This window comes from Streptomyces sp. NPDC085932 (assembly GCF_044540525.1).
Taxonomy (GTDB): Bacteria; Actinomycetota; Actinomycetes; order Streptomycetales; family Streptomycetaceae; genus Streptomyces; species Streptomyces levis.
Window position 1 is genome coordinate 164,701 of the sequence record NZ_JBITSJ010000003.1, and the last position, 22,877, is coordinate 187,577.

Annotated in this window: 23 protein-coding genes; 7 read left to right on the top strand and 16 right to left on the bottom strand. The window is 73.9% G+C overall.

All coding sequences use genetic code 11. The features are described from left to right. Positions 1–157: 157 nt before the first annotated feature. The 4 genes from ACIGAQ_RS16785 to sigE all read right to left on the bottom strand — a co-directional run bounded on the left by ACIGAQ_RS16785 (position 158) and on the right by sigE (position 4,496). Complete coding sequence (locus tag ACIGAQ_RS16785; RefSeq protein WP_399783428.1) at positions 158–598, bottom strand: sec-independent translocase; 441 nt, start codon at positions 596–598, stop codon at positions 158–160. 220 nt (positions 599–818) lie between these two features. Next, positions 819–2,630, bottom strand: a complete 1,812-nt coding sequence (locus ACIGAQ_RS16790) for a trypsin-like peptidase domain-containing protein (protein WP_399783431.1) — start codon at positions 2,628–2,630, stop codon at positions 819–821. 136 nt (positions 2,631–2,766) lie between these two features. Beyond that, on the bottom strand, positions 2,767–3,801 hold the full coding sequence (locus ACIGAQ_RS16795; RefSeq protein WP_311679615.1) for a zf-HC2 domain-containing protein: 1,035 nt from the start codon (positions 3,799–3,801) through the stop codon (positions 2,767–2,769). Next, positions 3,798–4,496, bottom strand: a complete 699-nt coding sequence (gene sigE, locus ACIGAQ_RS16800) for an RNA polymerase sigma factor SigE (RefSeq protein WP_094057428.1) — start codon at positions 4,494–4,496, stop codon at positions 3,798–3,800. Before sigE ends, ACIGAQ_RS16795 begins: the two co-directional genes overlap by 4 nt. A 234-nt stretch (positions 4,497–4,730) precedes the next feature. Here sigE and ACIGAQ_RS16805 point away from each other — a divergent pair, with 234 nt between their 5' ends. Further along, positions 4,731–5,429 (top strand): O-methyltransferase, encoded by a 699-nt coding sequence (locus ACIGAQ_RS16805; protein ID WP_306437589.1) that lies wholly within the window; start codon positions 4,731–4,733, stop codon positions 5,427–5,429. Between the two features lie 118 nt (positions 5,430–5,547). On the opposite strand, the gene ACIGAQ_RS16810 is transcribed toward ACIGAQ_RS16805, so the two are convergent. Next, complete coding sequence (locus ACIGAQ_RS16810) at positions 5,548–5,715, bottom strand: DUF3117 domain-containing protein (RefSeq protein ID WP_003966491.1); 168 nt, start codon at positions 5,713–5,715, stop codon at positions 5,548–5,550. A gap of 382 nt (positions 5,716–6,097) precedes the next feature. On the opposite strand from ACIGAQ_RS16810, the gene ACIGAQ_RS16815 reads away from it, so the two are divergent. Continuing rightward, positions 6,098–6,901 (top strand): enoyl-CoA hydratase-related protein, encoded by an 804-nt coding sequence (locus tag ACIGAQ_RS16815; RefSeq protein WP_311679623.1) that lies wholly within the window; start codon positions 6,098–6,100, stop codon positions 6,899–6,901. A gap of 50 nt (positions 6,902–6,951) precedes the next feature. On the opposite strand, the gene ACIGAQ_RS16820 is transcribed toward ACIGAQ_RS16815, so the two are convergent. Both ACIGAQ_RS16820 and ACIGAQ_RS16825 read right to left on the bottom strand, forming a co-directional pair. Continuing rightward, complete coding sequence (locus ACIGAQ_RS16820) at positions 6,952–7,560, bottom strand: DNA-3-methyladenine glycosylase I (protein WP_362278507.1); 609 nt, start codon at positions 7,558–7,560, stop codon at positions 6,952–6,954. Further along, the gene (locus ACIGAQ_RS16825; RefSeq protein ID WP_399783436.1) at positions 7,557–7,946 is read right to left on the bottom strand and encodes a DivIVA domain-containing protein; all 390 of its coding nucleotides are present in this window, start codon (positions 7,944–7,946) and stop codon (positions 7,557–7,559) included. The genes ACIGAQ_RS16820 and ACIGAQ_RS16825 overlap by 4 nt, the downstream gene beginning before the upstream one ends. Before the next feature lie 142 nt (positions 7,947–8,088). Here ACIGAQ_RS16825 and folP point away from each other — a divergent pair, with 142 nt between their 5' ends. Next, positions 8,089–8,949 (top strand): dihydropteroate synthase, encoded by an 861-nt coding sequence (gene folP, locus ACIGAQ_RS16830; protein ID WP_399783439.1) that lies wholly within the window; start codon positions 8,089–8,091, stop codon positions 8,947–8,949. Positions 8,950–9,055: 106 nt separating this feature from the next. On the opposite strand, the gene ACIGAQ_RS16835 is transcribed toward folP, so the two are convergent. Together ACIGAQ_RS16835 and dapE are read right to left on the bottom strand one after the other, a co-directional pair. Continuing rightward, positions 9,056–9,814 carry a TIGR00730 family Rossman fold protein gene (locus ACIGAQ_RS16835; RefSeq protein WP_311679631.1) on the bottom strand — a complete coding sequence of 253 codons (759 nt, stop codon included), beginning with the start codon at positions 9,812–9,814 and terminating at the stop codon, positions 9,056–9,058. Between the two features lie 119 nt (positions 9,815–9,933). Next, positions 9,934–11,013, bottom strand: a complete 1,080-nt coding sequence (dapE, locus tag ACIGAQ_RS16840; RefSeq protein WP_399783443.1) for a succinyl-diaminopimelate desuccinylase — start codon at positions 11,011–11,013, stop codon at positions 9,934–9,936. Positions 11,014–11,098: 85 nt separating this feature from the next. On the opposite strand from dapE, the gene ACIGAQ_RS16845 reads away from it, so the two are divergent. Together ACIGAQ_RS16845 and ACIGAQ_RS16850 are read left to right on the top strand one after the other, a co-directional pair. Continuing rightward, positions 11,099–12,079, top strand: a complete 981-nt coding sequence (locus ACIGAQ_RS16845; protein ID WP_399783446.1) for a heavy metal transporter — start codon at positions 11,099–11,101, stop codon at positions 12,077–12,079. Positions 12,080–12,424: 345 nt separating this feature from the next. After that, positions 12,425–12,871, top strand: a complete 447-nt coding sequence (locus ACIGAQ_RS16850; protein WP_399783448.1) for an ATP-binding protein — start codon at positions 12,425–12,427, stop codon at positions 12,869–12,871. 72 nt (positions 12,872–12,943) lie between these two features. Here the strand turns inward: ACIGAQ_RS16850 and ACIGAQ_RS16855 are convergent, their stop codons facing one another. Then, complete coding sequence (locus ACIGAQ_RS16855) at positions 12,944–14,035, bottom strand: bifunctional succinyldiaminopimelate transaminase/glutamate-prephenate aminotransferase (RefSeq protein ID WP_399783451.1); 1,092 nt, start codon at positions 14,033–14,035, stop codon at positions 12,944–12,946. Positions 14,036–14,180: 145 nt separating this feature from the next. Then, complete coding sequence (fdxA, locus tag ACIGAQ_RS16860) at positions 14,181–14,501, bottom strand: ferredoxin (protein WP_030929316.1); 321 nt, start codon at positions 14,499–14,501, stop codon at positions 14,181–14,183. Between the two features lie 140 nt (positions 14,502–14,641). On the opposite strand from fdxA, the gene ACIGAQ_RS16865 reads away from it, so the two are divergent. Together ACIGAQ_RS16865 and ACIGAQ_RS16870 are read left to right on the top strand one after the other, a co-directional pair. Next, entirely contained in the window at positions 14,642–15,664 is a 1,023-nt protein-coding gene (locus ACIGAQ_RS16865) for a GNAT family N-acetyltransferase (protein ID WP_399783455.1), read from the top strand. A 17-nt stretch (positions 15,665–15,681) separates the two neighbouring features. Continuing rightward, a complete protein-coding gene (locus ACIGAQ_RS16870; RefSeq protein WP_399783458.1) occupies positions 15,682–16,533 on the top strand; it encodes a tetratricopeptide repeat protein in 852 nt (283 codons plus the stop codon). A gap of 86 nt (positions 16,534–16,619) precedes the next feature. Here ACIGAQ_RS16870 and ACIGAQ_RS16875 read toward each other — a convergent pair whose 3' ends face one another. The 5 genes from ACIGAQ_RS16875 to ACIGAQ_RS16895 all read right to left on the bottom strand — a co-directional run bounded on the left by ACIGAQ_RS16875 (position 16,620) and on the right by ACIGAQ_RS16895 (position 22,862). Continuing rightward, positions 16,620–17,234 (bottom strand): response regulator transcription factor, encoded by a 615-nt coding sequence (locus ACIGAQ_RS16875; protein WP_399783461.1) that lies wholly within the window; start codon positions 17,232–17,234, stop codon positions 16,620–16,622. After that, positions 17,231–18,397: a sensor histidine kinase gene (locus ACIGAQ_RS16880; protein WP_399783464.1), complete on the bottom strand. Its 1,167-nt coding sequence runs from the start codon at positions 18,395–18,397 to the stop codon at positions 17,231–17,233. Before ACIGAQ_RS16880 ends, ACIGAQ_RS16875 begins: the two co-directional genes overlap by 4 nt. Next, positions 18,394–19,134 (bottom strand): ABC transporter permease, encoded by a 741-nt coding sequence (locus ACIGAQ_RS16885; protein ID WP_311679658.1) that lies wholly within the window; start codon positions 19,132–19,134, stop codon positions 18,394–18,396. The genes ACIGAQ_RS16880 and ACIGAQ_RS16885 overlap by 4 nt, the downstream gene beginning before the upstream one ends. Then, positions 19,131–20,033: an ABC transporter ATP-binding protein gene (locus ACIGAQ_RS16890; protein WP_399783468.1), complete on the bottom strand. Its 903-nt coding sequence runs from the start codon at positions 20,031–20,033 to the stop codon at positions 19,131–19,133. The genes ACIGAQ_RS16885 and ACIGAQ_RS16890 overlap by 4 nt, the downstream gene beginning before the upstream one ends. Before the next feature lie 150 nt (positions 20,034–20,183). Continuing rightward, positions 20,184–22,862, bottom strand: coding sequence for a hypothetical protein (locus tag ACIGAQ_RS16895; RefSeq protein WP_399783471.1), 2,679 nt, complete (start codon positions 22,860–22,862; stop codon positions 20,184–20,186). Positions 22,863–22,877 lie beyond the last annotated feature (15 nt).

Consider the following 22,877-nt stretch of genomic DNA (forward strand, 5'->3'; position numbering starts at 1 on the left):
CCGCACAACAACTCGGCAGCATAGCCACACCGCCGCGAGCAGCAGGGAAAGCGCCCGGCGCGTGGGCCGCACGGGCGCCTCGTTCAGGCCGTACACAGCCCGACCGGAGTATGAAACGCGTCACGCGCGCCGGGGCGTCGCGCCCCGGCGCGGTCGCTCAGGTGGCGTCCGCGTCGAAGGGCGGACGGTCGTCCCGGCCGGGCGTCTCGGGCTTCTTCGTCATGTCGATACGGCCACCGGACGAACCGGACGGCGACGCGGAGGACGCGTCGGCCTCACGGGCGTGAACGGCGTCGGTGACCTCGGCCATCTCCTTCTTCAGGTCGAAGCCGTTGCGGATCTCCTTGAGCCCCAGGTCCTCGTTGTCCAGCTGCTTGCGGATGAACGTCTTGGGGTTGAGATCCTCGAACTCGAAGTCCTTGAACTCCGGGCCCAGTTCCTCGCGGATGTCGTTCTTCGCGCTCTCCGAGAACTCGCGGATCTTCCGGATCGTGCGCGACACGTCCTGGATGACCTTGGGGAGCTTGTCCGGACCGAAGACGAGCACGGCAAGGATGATGAGCGTCACCAGCTCGAGCGGTCCTATGTCATTGAACACCTGAAGCTCCTTGCGATGTCCTCGGTCCTCGGCCCTCGGTGGTCGGTGCGGGTCTTGCCGTGGTCCGGGCCGGCTCCACGGTACCCGGCGATCCTGTCCGACCGGTACCGTCCCGAGACCTCTGCGTACGGGAGGTGGGAGCGCTTTCCCGGTTGTTCGCCTGATCGATCCCGAATCACCCTGGTCGCGACGTCTGCGCGCATGCCCGGCCCCATGTGCCTCAGCCGCCGGACGAGCCGAGCACGAGCGAGACCGTCCGCTCCTTGCCGCCGCGCTCCACGGTCAGCTCCAGCCGGTCGCCGGGCCGGTGCGCCCGGGTCTTGACGATCAGCTCCTCGCCGGAGTGGATCCGCCGCCCGTCGACCTCCGTGATGACGTCGCCCGCCTTGATGCCGGCCCTGGCCCCCGGGCCGCCCGCGGTGACCGGCGGTCCGCCCTCGCTGCCCTCCGTGTCGACGCGGGCGCCGTCGCCGGTGTAGTCCATGTCCAGCGTGATGCCGATGACCGGGTGGGTCGCCTTCCCGGTGTTGATCAGCTCCTCGGCGACGCGCTTGCCCTGGTTGATGGGTATGGCGAACCCGAGGCCTATCGACCCCGACTGGCCGCTGTCCAGGTCGGAGCCGCTGTCCGCCGAGCGGATGGCCGAGTTGATGCCGATGACCCGGGCCTTGGAGTCGAGCAGGGGACCGCCGGAGTTGCCGGGGTTGATGGGCGCGTCGGTCTGCAGCGCGTCGACGTACGACACGTCGCTGCCGTCACCCTTCTCGCCGCCGGCCGTGATGGGCCGCTGCTTGGCGCTGATGATGCCGGAGGTGACCGTGCCGGCCAGGTCGAAGGGCGCGCCGATGGCCACGACCGGGTCGCCGACCTGCACGTTGTCCGAATTGCCGAGGGGCAGCGGGGTGAGGCCGCTGACGCCCTTCACCTTCACCACGGCCAGGTCGTAGCCGCTGTCCCGGCCGACGAGCTCGGCCTCGGCGGTCTCCCCGCCGTTGAAGGTGACGGTGATCTCGCCGCTGGTCCCGGCGGGCCGTACGACGTGGTTGTTGGTGAGGATGTGTCCGCGGGTGTCGAGCACGAAGCCGGTGCCGGTGCCCTGCTCGCCGGAGCCGCTCACATGCAGCGTCACCACGCTGGGCAGGGCCCGTCCGGCGATCCCGGCGACACTGTCGGCGTCCCGGCTCGCGGCTTCCTTCCCGGCCTGGGGCAACTCCAGGGTCCCGACGCCGCCGTTGCGCTCCAGGTACGTCCCCACGAGGCCGCCGATGCCGCCGGACACGAGCGCCAGCACCAGGGCCCCGAGCAGCAGCGTCCTCCTGCCCCGCCTGCGCCGCTGCTCGGTGCTCGGGATCGGCGCCCCGGTCTGCTGCAGGGGCGCGGGCGCCGCCCAGGGGTCGTAGCGCCGCCAGGGGTCGGGCACGGGAGCCGGCACCGGGGCCTCGGCGTGACCGGCCGGGCCAGCGGGGTTCTGCGGCTGCACCTGCGCCGGGACCACTGCCTGCGCAGGGCCGCCGCCGGACGGCCCGTACGGAGCGTGCGCCTGGCCGCCGGCGGGCGGCCCGTACGGGGCGGACGCCGGGGCACCGGACACGGGGACGTCCGCCGCCGGTGTCGCCACGCCGTGGGCCGGTGTCGCCGCCGGGTGCTGGACGGGCGGCGCGGGCGCCCAGGGGCCCGGTTCGCCGTAGGGCGGGGTGCTGTAGGGGTCGGGGTCGTGCAGAGGCTTGGGGGCGTCCTGCGCGGGCACGCCGGGGCTGCCGCCCGGGGTCCCCGCACCAGCCGGAGCCGTCTCCGGGGAGTGCTCGGGCGTCCCGTCGGGTGCGTCCCGGTTCGTCGTCGGGGCGTCCGGGCGGCGTAGTTCGTAGTCGCCCGCGTCCTCGTCACGCCGGGCCAGGGGCCGCGCCAGCTCGAAGTCTCCCTCGGCGTCCGTGTCCGGGCCCCGCGCCTCGTCCGCCGCCGGCTCCGCCCCCGCGGGATCCTGCGGCCGTGGACGACTCCACCACTTCGCCTTCGTGGGCTTCCCCTCGTTCATGCTCTCCCCACAGCACAGCCGCGGCACGGCTCGTCAGCTGTGGCCGCAGTTCGTCGAATCGGCGCCCCGGCACTCCTCGGCCGGGGACACCACCCCCGGATTCAATCAGGTTCGCGCGCCGGTGCGCAGAGGCCCGTCAACGGGCGGTGCGCGAGGACGTGGGGGCCGAGGGGGACGAACCGGCGTCCGGCAGCGGCACGGCGAGCAGGGGCGCCGTGATCTCGGGGAGCGCCGACCAGGACGTCAGGGCGGCCGGCGGGGCCGCCTGCAACGGGCGTATCAGCGGGGACATGGCGGCGGCACCGGCCACCACCGGCGCGGTCAGCGCGTGCACGGCACCGTGCCGGGCGGAGGGCGCCGGTACGCCCGGGAGCAGCGGTGCGGACACCTCGGTCGGGGCGGCCGGGGTGCGGCCGAGCAGGTTCTGCCCGTGCAACTGTCCGAGCAGCGGTCCCGCGCCGCGGCGGCGCTGGGACTCGGGAGCGGTCGCGGCACCGGTGCCCTGCGTGCGCATCGGCGTGACGTTGCTGCCCGTGCCCGAGCCGCCGCGGGCCTCCGTGTCGGTCGGCGTGCCCGCGGTGACCCCGCCCAGCGCGATCGCCGCGAGGGACACCGCCCCGGCGGCGACGAAGGCGAACCGCAGCCGCGAGGAGGAGCGGTCCGGCTCGGACCGGCCGACGTCGTGGATACGGAAGCCCCGGCCGCCCGCGGGCAGGCCGTCAGGGCCGGAGGGGAGCCCGCGCTCACCCGCCGCGAGTGCTCTTCCCGCGGAGGGCGGCAGGGCCCCCAGGTGCGGCCGGGACGGGGCGTACCCGAACTCGAACCGCTCGTCGCGCTTCGTCGGGAACGCCCCGGACGAGCCGAACCGCCCGCCGGGCAGCCCCGCCCCGCCCGGCGGCAGGTCACCGTCCGGGCCGCCGCCCGCGGGTAGTCCCTGCAGGCGGGCCAGGAAACTCTCGGACGGGGGCGGGGGTGCCGCCTCCGCGAAGACGTTCTTCAGCCGGCGCTGGGCGTCCACCTCCGCCTTGCACTTCGGGCAGGTGGCCACGTGCGCCAGTACGCGCTCGCGCGCGTCATGACCGAGCTCTCCGTCCACCAGGGCGGAGAGGCGGTCTCCCAGGTGCTGCTCTGCGAGGTGCCCCTCGGAAGCCTTGGGTCGTGATCCGCTCACGCGCTCGCGCCCCCTCCTCCCAGGGCGGGGACACGGGGCACGAAGGAGCGGCGCTCGGCGCGCGCCTCCGGGGAGCGGTGCGCGAGGGCCTTGCGCAGCTGGGAACGGCCGCGGTGGATCCGCGAGCGGACCGTGCCGAGCTTGACGCCGAGGGTCGCGGCGATCTCCTCGTACGACAGTCCTTCGATGTCGCACAGGACGACCGCGGCGCGGAACTCGGGGGCGAGGGTGTCGAGGGCCTGCTGGACGTCCGCGTCGAAGTGCGCGTCGTTGAAGACCTGCTGGGGGGTGGGCTCCTTGCTGGGCAGCCGCTCGGCCGCGTCCTCGCCGAGCGCGTCGAAGCGGATGCGCTGCTTGCGGCGGACCATGTCCAGGAAGAGGTTGGTGGTGATGCGGTGCAGCCAGCCCTCGAAGGTGCCCGGCGTGTACGTCGACAGGGAGCGGAAGACGCGGACGAAGACCTCCTGCGTGAGGTCCTCCGCGTCGTGCTGGTTGCCGGTGAGACGGTAGGCGAGCCGGTAGACCCGGCCGCTGTGCGTGCTGACGATCTCCTCCCACGTGGGCGGAGTCCACGCCTGCCCGTCCGCGTCGGTGGTGAAGGTCGCGGTCTGGGCGGAGCCAGCGGCGTGGCTGTGGTCAGCGGTGTCGTTCACAGATGTCGGCCTGCCCGCCGATCCGAGGAAGCGCCGCAGCACTCCTCCCCGATCCCCGGGTGCGGCCGCACCTCCCCTGTCAGCTCTGGTGGTGTCCAGTGGAGCCCCTACCATAGCCACCTCGCCCGTTAGGACCGGATAAGCGGTTTTACGAGAATTTGATCTGGGCTGATACCCCTCGTACTGCTGCGTCGGCACTTGCTCGCCGTCCCGATCCACCGCCCGCCCCCCGTCCCGGCCCTCGCCGCTCGCTCATCCCTTTAAACGACCGGTCCCATCTGCGGGTTCCCGAGCCCAACGGATACAGTCACGCCCAGGCATTCACGGGGACAGGAGAGGGTCATTACCGGCAACCGGCAGACGAGCTGGGCGTTCGCCGACGCCTATGTCGCCGAGGACGAAGCACTGCACTGGGCCCGTGACCGGGCCCGCGAGGCAGGGCTGCGCTCGGTGTCGCCCGGCACGGGCGCCGCGCTGCGGTTGCTGGCCGCCTCCGTCGACGCGAAGGCCGTCGCGGAGATCGGCACCGGCTGCGGCGTCTCCGGGATCCACCTGCTGCACGGCATGCGGCCCGACGGGGTCCTGACGACCGTGGACCCCGAGCCGGAGCACCAGCAGTTCGCCCGCCAGGCCTTCCGCGCCTCCGGCTTCGCCAGCAACCGGGCGCGCTTCATCCCGGGCCGCGCCCTGGACGTGCTGCCCCGCCTCGCGGACGCGGGGTACGACCTGGTCTTCTGCGACGGCGACCGGCTGGAGGTCATGGACTACCTCGCTGAATCGTTGCGTCTGCTGCGTCCCGGCGGGCTCGTCGTCTTCGAGGGCGCCTTCGCCAACGGCCGGACGGTGGATTCCGGTCCGCAGCCCACCGAGGTGCTGCGGCTGCGGGAGCTGCTGCGCGCGGTGCGCGAGAGCCAGGAGCTGGTGACGTCCCTGCTGCCGGTGGGCGACGGTCTGCTGTGCGCGGTGAAGCGGTAGCCCGTCGGCACGTCAGCCGGGCGTGAACCGGGGCAGGCGCGGGTCGCCGGTGAGAAAACAGCCGCCCCGGCACCTCATGTGATGCCGGGGCAGCTGAAAGGGTATGGTCGCTTGCGCGTCAGCCGACGACCTTCTTGAGGGCGTCGCCCAGGGCGTCGGCCTCGTCCGGGGTCAGCTCGACGACGAGCCGACCGCCGCCTTCGAGCGGAACGCGCATGACGATGCCCCGCCCCTCCTTGGTCACCTCGAGCGGGCCATCACCCGTCCGCGGCTTCATGGCCGCCATGCTCGTACCCCTTCCTGAAACCCAGCTCAGTCAAAGCCGACGGCCCTGAGAAGGGCACACGTGCGGTTCCTTGTGGCAGGACACGCGTCACCGGCATCGAACACATTGCTTCCCAGCCATTATCCCGCATCTCAGGACCCGATGACCAACATCGGTCGGCATCGCTTGGGCAACGCACGCGAGCAAAACCACTCAATTCGGCGATGAGACTGCGATACTCCGCCCCCGCACACACGTTTGCGGAACGGATCCGGACGAGAATTCTTTGACGCAGGTCACACGTCCGCTCCGGTTCACCGCCGGTGATCTCCGTCATGCTGTCCTGCAGAACGGGACGTACCCGCCGGTACGTCCCCGAGCCGCGACGCGGAGGGGATACGCCATGGCCGACACCGTGCTCTACGAGGTGACCGACGGACTCGCGACGATCACGCTGAACCGCCCGGAGGCGATGAACGCGCTGAACGTGGCGACCAAGGTCGCCCTGCGGGAGGCGGTCGAGTCCGCGGCGGGCGACGCCGCGGTGCGGGCGGTGCTGCTGACCGCCGCCGGCGACCGGGCGTTCTGCGTGGGGCAGGACCTGAAGGAGCACATCGGGCTGCTGACGCAAGACCGTGAGACCGGCTCGGGCCAGACCATGAGCACGGTGCGGGAGCACTACAACCCGATCGTGCGGGCGCTGGCCGGGGCGGCGAAGCCGGTCGTCGCCGCGGTGAACGGAGTGGCGGCGGGGGCGGGCTTCGGCTTCGCGCTCGCGGCGGACTACCGGATCGTGGCGGACACGGCGGCCTTCAACACGTCGTTCGCCGGGGTCGCGCTGACCGCGGACTCCGGGATCTCCTGGACGCTGCCCAGGGTCGTGGGCCCCGGCCGCGCCGCCGACCTGCTGCTCTTCCCGCGCAACATCAGCGCGCAGGAGGCGTACGAGCTCGGTGTCGCGAACCGGCTGGTGCCGCCCGGAGAGCTGCGGGCGGAGGCCGAGAAGGTGGCGCGGGCCCTGGCCGACGGTCCGACGGTGGCGTACGCGGCGCTGAAGGAGTCGATGGCCTTCGCCCTGACGCACTCGCTGGAGGAGACGCTGGAGAAGGAGGACGAGCTGCAGACCAAGGCCGGGTCCTCCGAGGACCACGCGATCGCGGTGCAGGCCTTCGTCAACAAGGAGAGGCCGAAGTATCTGGGACGGTGACCCGGGTGCGGGCGCGGCGTCGGGGGGGGCCGCGGGTGCTAGGGGGTTGCCTACGCGGTTCCCCTCGCCCGCGAGGGGGCGCCTCTCGCCACGCATGCCGCCAGGTGATCGTCGACCAGGCCGCACGCCTGCATCAGCGCGTACGCCGTCGTCGGGCCCACGAAGCGCAGGCCGCGCTTCTTGAGGGCCTTGGACAGGGCGGTCGACTCCGGGGTGACGGGCGGGACGTCCGCGAGGGTCTTCGGGACCGGGCGGCCGTCCGGGTCCGGGGCGTGGGACCAGATCAGGGCGTCCAGCTCGCCCGGGGACCACTCGGCGAGGGCCCGCGCGTTGGCGAGGGTCGCGTCGATCTTGGCCCGGTTGCGGATGATGCCGGCGTCGGCCAGGAGCCGCTCACGGTCCTCGTCGGTGAAGGCAGCCACCGCGGCGATCCTGAAGTCGGCGAAGGCGGCGCGGAAGCCCGGGCGGCGGCGCAGGATCGTGATCCAGGACAGACCGGACTGGAACGCCTCCAGGCTGAGCCGTTCGAACAGCGCGTCGTCGCCGTGGACGGCACGGCCCCACTCCTCGTCGTGGTACGCCACGTACTCCGGGGCGGACAGGGCCCACGGGCAGCGCAGTGCGCCGTCCGGGCCCGCGAGGGCGGCGCCGTCGCTCACGGCCGGTCCTCCTGCCGCGGGGCGGGCTTGTCCATGGACACCTGGTGCTCGGCGGACCCGTGCGCCGGGCCGTGGGAGGAGGTCGCGCGGGCGCCCGCGAGGGCCGACTCCAGGTCGGCGATCCGGGCGTCGCGCTCGGCGAGCTCGGCGCCCAGGCGGCTGAGGGCGTCGTCGACGTCGGCCATCCGGTAGCCGCGGGCGGCGAGCGGGAAGCGGAGGTCCTCCACGTCGGCCCGGCTGACCGGCCGGTCCGGGGGCAGCGGGTCCCGCAGCCGCTCCGGGGCGGCCTCGGGCAGCGGGCCGTTCTCCCCGCCGCCCAGCACCGCGAGGGTCACCGCGCCGATCACGACGGCGAGCGCGACGACCAGGAACAGGAACATAACCATCGCGGGGCCCCCACGGTCGGACGGTTCGGAGCCGGTCACGTGCTCCGAGTCGGATGTTGTCAGGCTCCGATCGTGCCATGCGACCGGGACCGTTAGGGTCGCAGGCGGCGGAAGACGGACGTACCAGGAGAGGTCACAGGGGATGCTCAGGCTGGGCAGGCGGGAATTCGGGCCGCACGAGCCGGTGATCATGGCGATCGTGAACCGGACCCCGGACTCCTTCTACGACCAGGGCGCCACCTTCCGCGACGAGCCGGCCCTGGCGCGCGTGGAGCGGGCGGTGGCCGAAGGGGCCGCGATCATCGACATCGGCGGAGTCAAGGCCGGGCCGGGCGAGGAGGTCACGGCCGAGGAGGAGGCCCGGCGCACGGTCGGGTTCGTCGCGGAGGTGCGGCGCCGGTTCCCGGACGTGATCATCAGCGTGGACACCTGGCGGGCGGAGGTCGGCGAGGCCGTGTGCGAGGCCGGGGCCGACCTGCTCAACGACGCGTGGGGCGGGGTCGACCCGGGGCTCGCGGAGGTCGCGGCGCGCTACGGGGCCGGGCTCGTGTGCACGCACGCCGGGGGCGCCGAGCCGCGGACCCGGCCGCACCGGATCGAGTACAACGACGTCATGGCCGACATCCTGGAGGTGACGGTCGGACTGGCCGAGCGGGCGCTGTCCCTGGGCGTGCCGCGGGAGTCGATCATGATCGACCCCGGGCACGACTTCGGCAAGAGCACGCGGCACAGCCTGGAGGCGACACGGCGGCTCGACGAGATGGTCGCCACGGGCTGGCCGGTGCTGGTGTCCCTGTCCAACAAGGACTTCGTCGGGGAGACCCTGGACCGGCCCGTGAAGGAGCGGCTGGTCGGCACGCTGGCGACGACGGCCGTGTCCGCGTGGCTCGGGGCGCAGGTGTACCGGGTGCACGAGGTCGCCGAGACGCGGCAGGTGCTGGACATGGTGGCGGCGATCGCGGGGCACCGGGTGCCGGCCGTCGCGCGGCGCGGGTTGGCCTAGCCGAGGTACCAGAGGGCTCCGCGGCCCCCTGGATCCCGGCCCCGCGGCCACCCGCCGCGCGACACGGCCGGACAGGGGGCCGGGCTCGCCGGGCTCGACAGGCCCTCTACCGGCCCGCCTCCTTCGACACCAGCGCCACCGCCTCGTCCACGTCGTCCGTCACGTGGAACAGCAGCAGGTCCTTCTCCGCCGCCTTGCCCTGCGCGATCACCGTGTCCCGCAGCCAGTCCACCAGGCCGCCCCAGTACTCCGTGCCGAACAGGACGATCGGGAAGCGGGTCACCTTCTGGGTCTGGACGAGGGTGAGGGCCTCGAAGAGCTCGTCGAGGGTGCCGAGGCCGCCGGGCAGCACGACGAAGCCCTGGGCGTACTTGACGAACATCATCTTCCGCACGAAGAAGTAGCGGAAGTTCAGGCCGATGTCGACGTACGGGTTGAGGCCCTGCTCGAACGGCAGCTCGATGCCGAGGCCGACCGAGATGCCCTTGGCCTCCAGGGCGCCCTTGTTGGCCGCCTCCATGGCGCCCGGGCCGCCGCCCGTGATGACCGCGAAGCCCGCCTCCACCAGGCCCCGGCCCAGCCGCACGCCCGCGTCGTACTCGGGCGACTCCGCCGGGGTCCGGGCCGAGCCGAACACGCTGATCGCGGGCGGCAGTTCGGCGAGGGTGCCGAAGCCCTCGATGAACTCCGACTGGATGCGCAGCACGCGCCAGGGGTCGGTGTGCACCCAGTCGGAGGGGGCCCGCTCGTCCAGCAGCCGCTGGTCGGTCGTGCTGGCCTGCACCTGGTCCCGCCGCTGGAGGACCGGGCCCAGGCGCTTCTCCTCCGGCGGCTGCTTCTTCCCCTCGGGGTTGCCGGTCGCCATGTGCGCTCCCTCCGTCGTGCCTGTCTTTCCACCTCAGCGTAGATCTACGCGGGTTACGAACGAGGGACGTGAGCATGTCCGCGATGGAGCGCCGTAAACACGAAGGGCCCCCGGCGGGGTCAGGCGGTCAGCCAGAGCCGCAGGCGCTCCTCGCCCGCGAGGATCTTCGCGACCTCCACGCGCTCGTCCCGCTTGTGCGCCAAGTGGGGGTTGCCCGGGCCGTAGTTGACCGCGGGGACACCCAGGGCCGAGAAACGGGAGACGTCGGTCCAGCCGTACTTCGGCATCGGCGTGCCGCCGACCGCCTCGATGAACGCCTTGGCCGCCGGGTGGGACAGGCCCGGCATCGCCGCGGCGCTGTGGTCGACGACCTCGAACTCCGCCACCCCGCAGTCCGCGAAGACCTCCCGGACGTGCGCCACGGCCTCTTCGGGGGTGCGGTCGGGCGCGTAGCGGAAGTTGACGGTGACGACGCACGCGTCGGGGATGACGTTGCCGGCCACGCCCCCGGTGATGCCGACGGCGTTGAGGCCCTCGCGGTACTCCAGGCCGTCGATGACCGGCCACCGCGGTTCGTAGGAGGCCAGCCGGGCGAGGATCGGGGCGGCGGCGTGGATCGCGTTGGAGCCCATCCAGCCGCGTGCCGAGTGGGCCCGCTCGCCCTCGGTGCGCAGCAGCACCCGCAGGGTGCCCTGGCAGCCGCCCTCGACCTGGCCGTCGGACGGTTCCAGCAGGACCGCGAAGTCGCCCGCCAGCCATTCCGGGTGCGCCTCGGAGACGTGCTTGAGGCCGTTGAGCTCCGCGTCGACCTCCTCGTTGTCGTAGAAGACGAAGGTCAGGTCGCGGTTCGGGGCCGGGACGGTGGCCGCGATGCGCAGCTGCACCGCGACGCCGGACTTCATGTCGCAGGTGCCGCAGCCCCACAGGACGCCGTCCTCGTCGAGCCGGGAGGGGACGTTGTCCGCGATCGGGACGGTGTCGATGTGGCCGGCCAGGACGACCCGCTCGGCGCGGCCCAGGTTCGTGCGGGCGACGACGTTGTTGCCGTACCGGTCGACCGTCAGGTGCGGCAGCGCGCGCAGCGCTGTCTCGATCGCGTCCGCCAGTGGCTTCTCCGTGCCGCTCTCGGAGCGGAAGTCGACGAGCCGGGCGGTGAGCTCCGCGGCGTCCAGCGTGAGGTCAAGGGAGGTGTCGGCCATGCCGTCGACCCTAACGCGCGAGGCCCGCGCACGGTCTTTCCCACCGGGCTCATGCCACTCCGTACTCTCCAGTACCTTGTACGGCGTGCCAGAGCCGTCCTCTCCCAAGCGTCGTGGCCGCCTCTTCCGATGCGGAGCCGCCTTCGTGGCCCTGCTCGCGGTCGCCGGTTACCTCGTCGTGCAGTACATCACCGGAGGCAGCAGCGGTCCGGGCTGCAAAGTCGTCTCCGGCAAGGGCGACGGGGCCTCGTACGCGTTCACGCCCGAGCAGGCCGTGAACGCGGCGACGATCACCGCCGTCGGGACCGCGCGCGGCCTGCCCGAGCGGGCCGTGACCATCGCGCTGGCGACCGCGCTGCAGGAGTCGAGCCTGCGCAACATCGACCACGGCGACCGCGACTCCCTCGGCCTGTTCCAGCAGCGGCCCTCGCAGGGCTGGGGCACACCGAAGGAGATCATGGACCCGACGTACTCGGCGGGCGAGTTCTACGAGCACCTGGTCAAGGTGCCCGGCTACACGCGGCTGCCCCTCACGGTGGCCGCGCAGCGCGTGCAGCGCAGCGGTTTCCCGCAGGCCTACGCCAAGCACGAGCCGGACGCCGCGCTGCTCGCCGCTGCCCTGACCGGCCAGTCGGCGGCCACGCTGACCTGCGAGGGCCGGCCGGCCGCGACCCGGGCTTCGGGTCCGGACGGGGTGCGGGCCGCGCTGGTGCGCGACTTCGGGCGCGATGTGCTGGCGCCGGCCGGTGCCGAGGTGGCCGGCTCGCCGGCGGCCTCGCCCACGCCCTCCCCGAGCGCTCCGGGCGGGTCCGGCGGGCGGACGGTGACGCTGCCGGTGGCCCCCGACCCGGGCGCCGCGGGCGGGCGGGATCCGCAGCGGCGCGGCTGGCAGCTGGCGCACTGGGCGGTGGCCAACGCCTCCGAGCTGCACATCGCGCGGGTGACGTACGCGGGCCGGGAGTGGGTCGCCGGGAACACCGCGAGCGAGTGGCGGGACGCCCCGGCGAAGGGCACGGCGGGGGCGGAGCGGGCCGGGGAGGCCGTCCGCATCGTCACGATGCGCTAGCTCGCGCAGGGGTACGGGACCTCACCCCGGAGGATTAGCCGCAGGCCGCGCGGCGACGGTGTGCGCAGGCTTTCGCACCCTCACCCCTCACTCGGCGGAATCCCTTGGGAACAAAGGGCGGGAAGGATTCCGCGGGCTTTCCCGCGGAGGGCCCTTTGCCCGTTTTTATCCGCAGCCGATAATGCGACACATTGCCAACTCTTTACGTTGCGGTGCCGCAACCTTCGCGGGCTTCGAGCGGTAGTCACTGCGTCCGAGCCGGGGCGATCAACAGCCAGTCGATCAACTCCCGGACCGGGTCGGACACTTCACGAACCTCACTGTTCTCTCCGTCGAAGGAGCACCATGTCCCTCCCCCTGACCCGCCGGATCGCCCGTGCCGCGCTGATCGTCGCTGCGGGAGCGGCTGCCGGGGTCGGTGCGGCCGGCTCCGCCAGCGCGGCGCCGGAGCTGCCGGCCACCCCGAACCTCGGCGGGCTGACCGCCCTGGACGGGGCGAACGTCGGCAACACCGTCGACGGCGCGGCTCAGAACGTCACCGAGACCGCGGGTGACACCGGCGGCCAGACCGTGAAGAAGGCCGTGCCGGCCGCGGGCAAGACCGGCGGCAAGGCGGTCAAGAAGGCCACGCCGGTGGCCCAGAAGGCGGCCGGTGACGCGGCGGGCTCCGCCGGTGAGCTGGTCGGCGACGCCGCCGGTTCGGCCAAGGGCGGTCTGCCGACGGACTCCCTCACCAAGGGCGGCGTGCCGTCCGCGGACTCGCTGCCGGTGAAGGGCCTGCCGGTCGGCTGACGCCGCGCCACGCACGCCGAAGGGGTCCGGGGAGCTTCCCCGGACCCCTTCGGCACGCACCGGGGCGGGCGGTCACAGACGGCGTACGGCCGCCGCCACCCGCTCGTCCGTCGCCGTGAGGGCCACGCGGACGAACTGCGCGCCCGCCGGGCCGTAGAAGTCGCCCGGGGCGACGAGGATGCCGAGCTCGGCGAGGTGGGCGACGGTGTCCCAGCAGGACTCGCCGCGCGTCGCCCACAGGTACAGGCTCGCCTCGCTGTGCTCGATGCGGAAGCCGTGGCCGAGCAGCGCCTCGCGCAGCAGGGTGCGGCGGGCGGCGTAGCGCTCGCGCTGGACGCGGACGTGCTCGTCGTCGCCGAGGGCGGCCACGACCGCGGCCTGGGTCGGCGCGGACGTCATCATGCCGCCGTGCTTGCGGATCTCCAGCAGCGGTCCGAGCACCGCCGGGTCGCCGGCCAGGAAGGCCGCGCGGTAGCCGGCGAGGTTGGAGCGCTTGGAGAGGCTGTGCACGGAGACGATGCCGTCGTAGGAGCCGCCGTTGACGTCCGGGTGCAGCACCGAGACCGGGTCGGCCTCCCAGCCCAGCTCCAGGTAGCACTCGTCGGAGACGACCAGGACGCCGTGCGCACGGGCCCACGCGACGATCCGGGTCAGCTCCTCCTTGGCCAGGACCTTGCCCGTGGGGTTCGACGGCGAGTTCAGCCACAGGAGCCTCAGGCCCTCGGGGTCGAGCTCGGTCGGGTCGTCGTAGGCCTCGTACGCGGCGCGGGCCAGGCGGGCGCCCACCTCGTACGTCGGGTAGGCCAGGCGCGGGAACGCCACCCGGTCGCCGGGGCCGAGGCCCAGCTGGGTCGGGAGCCAGGCGACCAGTTCCTTGGAGCCGACGATCGGCAGGACGTGGCGGTGGGTGACGTCCCGGGCGCCGAGGCGGCGCTCGACCCAGCCGGTGATCGCGTCGCGCAGCTCGGGCATGCCCCAGACGGTCGGATAGCCCGGCGAGTCCGCCGCCGCGACCAGCGCTTTCTGGATCAGCTCGGGGACCGGGTCGACCGGGGTGCCGACGGACAGGTCCACGATGCCGTCCGGGTGGGCGGCGGCCGTGGCCTTGTAGGGCGTCAGCTTGTCCCAGGGGAAGGTGGGCAGGCGGTCGGAGACTGCGGACACGGGTGCTGGCTCACTTTCTGGTGCGTACGAGCCGGGTGGTCACGAGCCGGGTGGTCACGGCAAACGCCTCGGCCCCGCACGGCGATCGGGCGTGATCGGGCCGTGCGGGACCGAGGCGGCACGGAGTGCGGGCCGCTCGCGGTGGTTACTCGGCCTGCGGCGGCAGCGCGGCGATGAACGGGTGGTCGCGCTCGATCAGACCCAGCTTGCTGGCGCCGCCCGGGGAACCGAGCTCGTCGAAGAACTCGACGTTCGCCTTGTAGTAGTCCTTCCACTCCTCGGGAGTGTCGTCCTCGTAGAAGATGGCCTCGACCGGGCAGACCGGCTCACAGGCCCCGCAGTCGACGCATTCGTCCGGGTGGATGTACAAGGACCGCTGGCCCTCGTAGATGCAGTCGACCGGGCACTCCTCGATGCACGCCTTGTCCTTGACGTCGACACAAGGCTGCGCGATGACGTAGGTCACGCTGTCGTTCCTCCTCGATAGGGCGCTGGCGGGCCTCCTCAGGCTCCGCCGCCTGGCGCGCGGGAGCGCGGCGTCGTCGATGCCCGCCCCTAGTATCTCCGTTCCTGGGCATGATCCGAACAGGAGGGGTGAACTGACCTGTGGAAATCTCTGCCGCCGGGCGACTGGAGGTCCGTATCACCGCTGCTGACGTGGGCAAACGGGTCTCCGTCCGGAGCTTGATCGAACATGGTGCCCTGGAGGAGAAGTTCACCGATACGGTCGGTGTTCTCACATCATGGGACAACGGTGTGCTGCTGATCACACGGAAGAGTGGCGAGAGCGTCCGCATCGCGGAATCCGCGCTGGTCGCGGGCAAGGTCGTGCCCTCCGCCCCGGCGCGTCGCCGCGGTGCGGCCGCCTCCTACGAGGAGCTGGCCCGGGTCGCCGCGCGGGCCTGGCGGCCCGTGGAGAGCGCGCGGCTCGGCGACTGGGAACTGCGGGCCGCCGCCGGGTTCACGCGGCGGGCCAACTCGGTGCTGCCGCTCGGCGATCCGGGCGTGCCGCTCGACGAGGCGCTCACGACCGTGCGGCGCTGGTACGACGAGCGCGGGCTGCCCGCCTACGTCCAGACCGCGACCGGCGCCGAGGGCTCCCAGGAGGTGCTCTGCGCCGAGCTGGAGGCCCGGGGCTGGGTGCGGGAGGTGACCGCCGAGCTGTGGGTGGGCCCGCTGGCGCCGGTCGCCGACCTGGGCGACCCGGCGGGCGTCGCGCTGTCCCGGGAGGCCGACGAGGCGTGGCTGGCCCGCTACCGGCGCAAGGGCGTGAGCGAGGTGGCGCTGCGGGTGCTGGGGGGCGGGCCGTCGGTGTGGTTCGCGACCGTGCCCGGACCGGCGGTGCCTGCCGCCATCGGGCGGTGCGTGGTCGACGGGCGGTGGGCCGGTTTCGCCGCCGTCGAGGTCGACCCGGCGCTGCGGCGCCAGGGGCTCGGCACGGCCGTCATGGCCGCACTGGCCCGGCGGGCGCTCGACGAGGGCGCGTCGGCCGCCTGGCTCCAGGTCGAGGCCGACAACGCGGCAGCGCGGGCGCTGTACGCCGGGATGGGGTTCGTCGCGCACCACGCCTACCACCACTACCGGGCGCCGGAGGCCGGCGACGCCACGCCCGGTGGCCGATCGTCGTGAGAGGGCACGAGCCAGCCATGCGTCCCCCGTACCCCCCGTCCCCGGAGCGCTCCGCCGAACTGCGGCGGCGGTTCGCCGAAGAGGCCCGGTCCGAGCGGCCCGATCTGTCGACGCTGTGCCTGCTGGTCGGCGCGGAGGCGGACCGGGAGCTGGACGAGGCGGGCCTGGACGCCGCGCAGGTCGAGCTGGACCGGCTCGCCGGGCTGCTGCCGTACCGGCCCGGGGGGCCGCGGGCGTGGGCGGTGGCGCTGCACAAGCTGCTCGGTGAGCGGCTGGGGTTCCACGGGACCCCGGCGGACTACCGGCGTCTGGAGTCCTCGCTGCTGCACGAGGTGCTCCAGCGGCGCAGGGGCCTGCCGATCCTGCTGTCCGTGGTGTGGATGGAGGTGGCGCGGCGGGCCGGGGCACCGGTGTACGGGGTGGCGCTGCCCGGGCACTTCGTGGTCGGGTTCGGGCCCGAGGAGGGGCAGGTGCTGGCCGATCCGTTCGCCGGGGGGCGGGTGCTGACCGGGGCGGACGCGGAGCTGCTGGTGGCCGGGGCGACGGGCGCGGGGCTCGAACCGGCGATGCTGCGGCCCGCGGACCCGCTGGACGTGGTGCTGCGGATCCTGAACAACGTGCGGGCGTGGGCCGCGGCCCGGCCGGAGCGGTCGGACGTGGCGTTGTGGGCGGTGGAGTTGTCGCTGCTGCTGCCGTCGCATCCGGCGCGGTTGCGGTACGAGCGGGCGCAGGTGCTGGTGCGGCGGGGGGAGTTCCAGGCCGGGGCCAGGGAGCTGGCGGCCTATGCGGACGTCGTCTCGGCGGTGGACGAGAAGGCTGCGGAGCGGGTGCGGGGGGAGGCTTTCGCGGCCAGGGCGATGCTGAACTGACCTCTCGCCGTGGGCTTCGCGCGGTGAGAGTGTGCGGGCTGGTCGTGGTCGATCGCGCGGTTGCCCGCGCTCCTTCGGGGCCCGTTCTACAACCAGCCCTTGTCGCGGGCCACCCGGACCGCCTCCGCGCGGTTGCGCACCGCCAGCTTCTGGATGGCCGTGCTGAGGTAGTTGCGGACGGTGCCCCGGGAGAGGTGCAGGGCCGCGGCCAGCTCGGCGTTGGTGGAGCCGTCGGCGGCGGCCCGCAGGACCTCCCGTTCCCGGTCGCTCAGCGGGTTGGCGCCCTCCGCCAGGGCCGCCGCCGCCAGGGTCGGGTCGATGACGCGTTCGCCGGTGAGGACCGTGCGGATCGCCTCGGCCAGCCGGGCCGCCGGGGCGTCCTTCACCAGGAAGGCGTCGGCGCCGGCCTCCATGGCGCTGCGCAGGTGGCCGGGCCGGCCGAAGGTCGTCAGGACGACCAGCTTCACGTCCGGGAGCTCCGCGTGGAGGCGGGCCGCGGCCTCGATGCCCGTCGCCCCGGGCATCTCGATGTCGAGCAGCGCCACGTCGACGTCGTGCTCGCGGGCCGCGGCCAGGACCTCGTCGCCGCGGGCCACCTGGGCGACGACCTCGATGTCCTCCTCCAGACCGAGCAGGGCGGCCAGGGCCTCGCGGACCATCGACTGGTCCTCGGCGAGCAGGACCTTGATCGTGCGGCTCATGCCGGGGATCCTACGTCCGCCGTCCCGGCCACCGGCACGCGGGCGACCAGGCGGAACCCGGGTCCGAGCGGGCCCGCCTCCAGGGTGCCGCCCGCCTTGGTGAGGCGTTCGCCGAGACCGGTGAGGCCGTTGCCGTGGCCGACGCCCGGGCCGCCGGAGCCGTTGTCCTCCACGGTCAGTTCGAGCATGGGGCCGTCCAGGGTCTGCCGGCGCAGCAGCCCGACCGTGCAGCGGCGGGCGCCGCTGTGCCGTACGACGTTGGTGACGGCCTCGCGCAGCGCCCAGGCGAGGGCGGTCTCGCCCGCCTCCCCGACCCCGGTGAGGTCGGGTTCGGCGGGCAGTTCGGCGAGGACGCCCGCCGTGGTGAGGGCGACCCGGGCTCCGGCGAGTTCGGCGCTCAGGCGGGGGCGGCGGTATCCGGTGACGGCCTCCCGCACGTCGACCAGGGCCTGGCGGCTGACCTGCTCGATGTCGGCGATCTGCCGGGCCGCCTCGTCGGGCCGGCCGGGCAGCATCCGCCCGGCCAGCTCGCTCTTGAGGGTGATCAGGGACAGGGAGTGGCCGAGCAGGTCGTGCAGGTCCCTGGCCAGGCGCAGCCGTTCCTCGTTCGCGGCGAGCTGGGCGACGGTGGCGCGGGCCTCGCGCAGCGCGATCGTCGTACGGACGAGTTCGCGTACGCCGGTCATGGCGAAGCCGCCGAGCAGGGCCGGGATGAGGAGGCTCGCCAGGTAGGCGCGGCCGCCCGGCACGGCGAGCGCGACGGCGGTCAGCAGCGCGCAGGCGGCCGGGATGGTCCAGCGCGCCAGGCGCAGCGGCAGGGCCGCGCCGGACGCGATCGCGACGTAGACGAACAGCACCAGCCACTCGCGGCCCAGGGTGAGGGCGAGGAGCGCGGACTGGGCGGCGAGGACCCCGAGGGAGCCGAGCACCAGGGCGTTGCGCTCACCGCGGCCGGTGCGGAAGACCAGCAGCATGTACCAGGTGACGAAGGCGGCCAGGCCGAGCCAGCCGAGCACCCGCACGCCCGTGCTGTGGCCGCCGTGCAGCAGGTCGGTGACCGGCGCGCTCAGGTAGATCAGCCAGATGCCGGTCCACAGCGATTTCACCGCACGCTGCCTGCGGTTGACCGGGCGCTGCCCGATACCGACGCCGACGCCGTTCACGCCTTCAGGGTGTCCTTCCGGTACAGCCAGGCCGCGCCGCCCGCGAACAGGGCGAACGACACCACGAGGACGGCCAGGTCCCGCGGGTGCGGGGCGCGGCTCTGCTCGACGGCCTGCCCCAGGGCAGCGTACGCGTGGGTGGGCAGCCATCTCGCGATGTCCTGCAGCCAGCCCGGGAACGTCGTCGTGGGCATCCACAGGCCGCCCAGCAGCGAGAGGGCGAAGTAGATGATCATCGTGAGGGGGCGGACCGCGTCGCCGGTGGCGAGGTAGCCGAGGGCGACGCCGAGCGCGGCGAAGACGAGGCTGCCGGCCCAGATCACGGCGGTCAGGGCGGGCCACTGCCAGGCGTCCAGGCGTACGCCCTTCACGGCCGCCGCGACGGCGAGGACGACGACGACGGAGGGCAGGCCGGCGACGGCGGCGCTCGCGGTCTTGGCGAGGACGTAGCCGCGGCCGGGCAGCGGGGTCAGGCGCAGCTGCCGCACCCAGCCGCCCTCGCGCTCCCTGGCGATGCGTTCGCTGTTGCCCATCAGGACGGCCGTGAGCGCGCCGAAGGAGGCCATGGAGACCATCATGTAGGCCGGCAGGGTCAGGTCGCTGCCGGGCACCTTCGCGGTGCTGTCGGTGTTGCCCGCGATGATCAGGAAGAGCAGCGACGGGTAGATCACGGAGAAGAACAGGAACTTGCGGTTGCGCAGGACGCGGGTGAGTTCCAGTTTGATCAGGCTGTTCACCGGGTCTTCGCCTCCTCGGCGGTGGTGAGGGCGACGAAGGCCTGCTCCAGGCCGAGTCCGGCGACCTCCAGGTTGCGGGGGAACAGTCCGAGGCCGTACAGGGCGTGCACGGTGGCGTCGGCGTCGGCGGACCGGATGCGGACGGTCCGGCCGGAGACGTCGAGCCCGGTCAGGAACGGCAGGGCGCGCAGGGCGGGTTCGTCGACGGTGCCGTCGAGGTCGAAGGAGACGCGGCGGGCACCGGCCCTGGCCTTGATCTCGGCGGCCGTGCCGTCGGCGAGGAGCCGGCCGCGGTGCAGGACGAGGACCCGGTCGGCGACGGCGTCGGCCTCTTCGAGGTAGTGGGTGGCGAACAGGACGGTCCGGCCCTGGCCGGCCTGCTCGCGCATGGTCGCCCAGAAGGCCTGGCGGGTGGTGACGTCCATGCCGGTGGTGGGCTCGTCCAGCACGATGAGGTCGCTGTCGCCGGCGGTGGCCAGGGCGAAGCGGACGCGCTGGGCCTGGCCGCCGGAGAGCTTGTTCACCTTGCGGCCGGCGATCTGGGCGAGGCCCGCGCGGGCCAGGACCTCACAGGGCCGGTACGGCTTGGGGTGCAGGTCGCAGGCGAGTCGTACGAGTTCCGCGACCGTGACCTCGTCCATGAGCCCGCCGCTCTGCAGCATGGCGCCCACGCGCCCGGCGGTGATGGCTTCCCGGGGACCGGTGCCGAAGAGGCGGACGGTGCCGCTGTCCGGTGTCCTCAGCCCGAGCAGCAGGTCGAGGGTGGTGGATTTGCCGGCGCCGTTGGGACCGAGGAGGGCCACGGTCTGCCCCGGGCGGAGGTCGAGGGTCAGTCCGTCCACGGCCCGGACGGCGCCGTACGCCTTGCTCACCTGGTCGAACTCGACTGGATTCGTCATGGGGACAGCGTCGCCGCGCGCACGCGGGCCGGGGCAGTGCCGGGCGTCCGGGATATCGCGTGACAGGTGTCATGCACGTGGGGTGACCGGACGCGAGCAGGCCCCCGCACACCGGGGCGGGGGCCTGCTCGTACGGCGGGTGACCGGAGGTCAGTTCGGGTCGGTGTCGATGACTCCGACCCGCTCCTCGGGCGTCTTGCCGCGCAGGGCCTTGCGCAGCGCCGAGACGACGTCCTGCGGGGTGACGTCCCGCTTGCCGCTCGCGCCCTCGATCTGCACGCCGTCGAAGGTCTGGCCGTAGGCCTCCTGCAGCGCTTCGAGGTTGTACGTGTCCACGAGTTTGCCGTCGACGGCCTTGAAGCTGAGGATCTTCGGCAGGGAGAGCCGGCCGAAGTCGATGCTGTGGGCCGCGTCGGTGCGGACGGTGACCAGGTCGGACATCGCGGGCTGCGCGATGTCCTTCAGTACCCGGTTCACCTCGGCGTCGGAGACCGTCGGCTGCTGTGTGGTGGTCGGCAGGGTCACCGTGCCGGCCGCGCCGGTCTCCACCTGCGCGCGGTACGCCTCCTCCACCGCCTTCGTCGACTTGGCGAGGTCGACGCCCTTGCCCGGCTTGCCGTAGACCGGGACGGCCTTGCCGCCCTTGAACACGACCGTGCCGTCGGTCGACGCGCCCGAGGCGCCCGCCGCGCTCTCCAGGGCGGCGTGCAGCTTCTCCTCGTCGACGGGCATGTCCGGGGCGACGACCCGGTGGTTGCCGAACAGCGAGCCGATCACGGAGACCGGGTTGTAGTCGCTCTTCGCCGCCGCGTCGGCCGTGGCGTCCATGTCGAACTGCAGGCCCGCGTTGTCCGGGTCCAGGGCGACGGTCCTGCCGCCCACCGACAGCTTCAGCTCCTTGCCGACCCGGTCGTCGAAGGCCTCGTCGAGCTTCTTGACCGCGCCGTCGCGCGTGGTGCCGCCGATGTCGACGCCGAGCACGGTGGTGCCCTTGGGCACGTCGGTGCGGTTCATCAGCAGGCCGGCGCCGTAGAGACCGCCGGCGGCGACGACCACGCCCACGGCGAGCAGGACGAGCTTGTTGCGGCCCTTCTTCCTGGGCGCCTTGGACGAACTCGCCGGGGGCGGCGAGACCGGCTCGGGCAGCTTCGGGGCGGTGTGCGGCACGGGGCCGTCGCCGGGCGCGCCCGGGGCGAACGGCGAGGCCGCGCCGGGCTGTACGACGGGGATGCCGCTGGTGACGGTGTGTCCGGAGACGTTGTCGTGGCGGGGGCCGTAGCCCTGGCCGGCCGGGGGCTCGGGGGCCGGCTGCTGCGGGGTGAGGACGGCGGTGTCGTCGCTCAGGCCACCGCCCGGCCCTGCGGCGCCCGGGCCGCCGGGCGTTCCGCGGGTCCCGGGGGCGCCGGGGCCCGCGGGGCCGCCGCCTATGGCACCGGGGCCGGCCGGGGCGCCGGGGCGGCCGGGGTCGTTGAACGCCTCGGGGGCACCGGGCCTGCCCGGGTCGCCGAAGCCGTTGGGGGAACCGGGGCCGCCGGGACCGCCCGGGCCGCCGGGCTCGGTGAAGGCGCCGGGTCCGCCCGGGGCGCCGGGGCCACCGGGTGCGGTGAAACCGCCGGGACCGCCGGAGGGGCCGGGACCGCCCGGGGCGCCGGGGCCACCGGGCGTGTTGAAGCCGCCGGGGCCTCCGGGACCGCCCGGGCCAGCGGGGCCGCCGTGCTCGGGGAACGCGCCGGGGCCGCCCGGGCCGCCGGGAGCACCCTGCTCGCCGCCGAAGCCGCCAGGGCCACCGGGTCCGCCCGGAGCACCCTGCTCACCGCCGAAGCCGCCAGGGCCACCGAAGCCACCGAAGCCGCCGGAACCACCGGGTCCGCCGGGTTCGTTGAAGGGGCCGGGGCCGCCTGCCGGCGGCACCATCGGGCCGTGGCCGGTCACCGGACCGCCCGTCGGACCGGCCGGGCCCCGGGCTCCGGAGCCACCGGGAGTGCCGGTCTCGTGGAAGCCGTCGGCCGTGTCCGGGCCGCCGCCGTTCTCCGAGAAGTAGGGGAGGTCGTCGCGGCGCGCCTCGCCGCCGTTGCCCGGGGCGGACCGCGAGCCGTTGCCCCGCGAGCCCGCCGACAGTGCCTCGGTGACGTCGAAGGAGCCGGTGCCGCCGCCGTGCCCGGGCGCGACGGGGCCGCCGGTCGCGCCGCCCGGGAGCCCGGCGCCGTTCGTGCCGCCGGGCCGGGAGCCGCCCGGCGCGCTCATGGAGCCGACCACGCCGCCGGGCCGACCGGCACCCGGACGCGCCCCGCCGGACGTGCCCGAACCGGGGCCGCCCGTACCGGAACCCCCGGCCGCCGGAGCGGAACCGCCCGGCAGACCGGACCCGTTGGTGGAGCCGCTGCCCTGACCGCCCGGGCCGGAGCCGGACTTGCGGGGTGCGAACCAGTCGCTGGTCGGCTTGTCCTCGGCGGGAGACTCGCCGGAGCCGGAGCCCGAGCCCGAGCCGGAGCCCGCGCCGGAACCCGCGCCCGCGCCCCGGGGCGTCGCCGCACTCGGCGCCGACGGCGGCGTGTCGCCGTGCGGGTCGGTGTCGGCCGGGGCGTCCGCCTCCGCGACGGGCTTGCGCACGACGACCGGCGGAATGGGCCGCGATCCGGGGATGTTGATCCGGATCCGGGTCGTCAGCGTGGTCTCGGTCTTGCGTTCCTCCGGCCGCGTGGCCGAACGGCCCGCGTCCGTGCCGTCACTGGAGACCGTCGGGGTGCCGTAGGGCGGCGTGCCCGACGGGTAGGCGGCTCCGCCGCGCCCGTTGGGCCCGGAGGACGGTGTGTCAGTTTCACGACTCAAGGCAGGTTCTCCCGG